The organism is Streptomyces sp. NPDC002467, assembly GCF_042889825.1.
In the GTDB taxonomy this organism is placed as follows: Bacteria; Actinomycetota; Actinomycetes; order Streptomycetales; family Streptomycetaceae; genus Streptomyces.
Map to the genome: position 1 here is coordinate 1 of NZ_JBIARJ010000054.1, position 1430 is coordinate 1430.

Genomic DNA, 1430 nt, shown 5'->3' on the forward strand with positions numbered 1-1430 from the left:
ACCGCGCAGGACGTCTTCAACAACGTCACGCGCACCTGCATCGAGGCCATGGCCGCGACCCAGGGCCACACCCAGTCCCTGCACACCAACGCCCTGGACGAGGCCCTCGCCCTCCCCACCGACTTCTCCGCACGCATCGCCCGCAACACCCAGCTCCTCCTCCAGCAGGAGTCCGGCACCTGCCGCTCCATCGACCCGTGGGGCGGCAGCGCGTACGTCGAGAAACTCACCCACGACCTCGCCCACCGCGCCTGGCAGCACATCCAGGAGGTCGAAGCCGCCGGGGGCATGGCCCAGGCCATCGACGCGGGCATCCCCAAACTCCGCGTCGAGGAGGCCGCGGCCCGCACCCAGGCCCGTATCGACTCCGGCCGCCAGCCCGTCATCGGCGTCAACAAGTACCGGGTGGAGAACGACGAGGCGATCGAGGTCCTCAAGGTCGACAACTCCTCCGTCCGCGCCCAGCAGATCGCCAAACTGCGCCGCCTGCGCGAGGAGCGCGACGAGGCCGTCACCCAAGCCACGCTCCACGCCCTCACCAACGCCGCGGACCGCGGCGACGGCAACCTCCTCGCCCTCGCCGTGGACGCCGCCCGCGCCAAGGCCACGGTCGGCGAGATATCCGACGCACTCGAAAAGGTCTACGGACGCCACGCGAGCCAGATCCGCACGATTTCCGGCATCTACCGAACCGAGGCAGGCCAGGCCCCCCACGTGGAACGCACCCGTACTCTCGTCGACCGCTTCGAGGAGGCCGAAGGCCGTCGCCCGCGCATCCTGGTCGCCAAGATGGGCCAGGACGGGCACGACCGCGGCCAGAAGGTGATCGCGACCGCCTTCGCCGACCTGGGCTTCGACGTCGACGTCGGCCCCCTGTTCCAGACCCCGGCGGAAGTGGCCCGCCAGGCGGTCGAGGCCGACGTCCACGTCGTGGGCGTCTCCTCGCTCGCCGCCGGCCACCTGACCCTCGTACCGGCACTGCGCGAGCAGCTGGCCGAAGAGGGACGCGAGGACATCATGATCGTCGTCGGCGGAGTCATCCCGCCCGCCGACGTCCCCACCCTCCTCGACATGGGCGCCACGGCCGTCTTCCCTCCGGGCACGGTCATCCCGGACGCGGCCCACGACCTGGTGACGCGGCTCGCCGCGGAACTCGGCCACGGCGAGCTGTAGCCGCCCGTGTCCATCGACCTGGCCGGCTACGCGAAGGGAGTGCTCGACGGGAAGCGCGCGCTGATCGCGCGCGCCATCACCCTCGTCGAGTCCACCAAACCAGCGCACCGGGTTCTCGCCCAGCAACTCCTCACCGAGCTCCTCCCGCACTCGGGGCATGCGCGTCGCATCGGCATCAGCGGGGTGCCGGGCGTCGGCAAGTCGACCTTCATCGACGCCTTCGGCACCATGCTCACCGGACTCGGCCACAAGGTCGC

General features: G+C 70.9%; 1 protein-coding gene and 1 pseudogene. Both read left to right on the forward strand.

What is annotated here, in order from left to right:
* Positions 1-1173: methylmalonyl-CoA mutase family protein (locus ACFYYJ_RS41520; RefSeq protein WP_389140221.1), on the forward strand; the 1173-nt coding region annotated here is incomplete at its 5' end.
* A 6-nt stretch (positions 1174-1179) separates the two neighbouring features.
* A pseudogene (locus ACFYYJ_RS41525) lies at positions 1180-1430 on the forward strand (methylmalonyl Co-A mutase-associated GTPase MeaB); the annotation flags it as partial.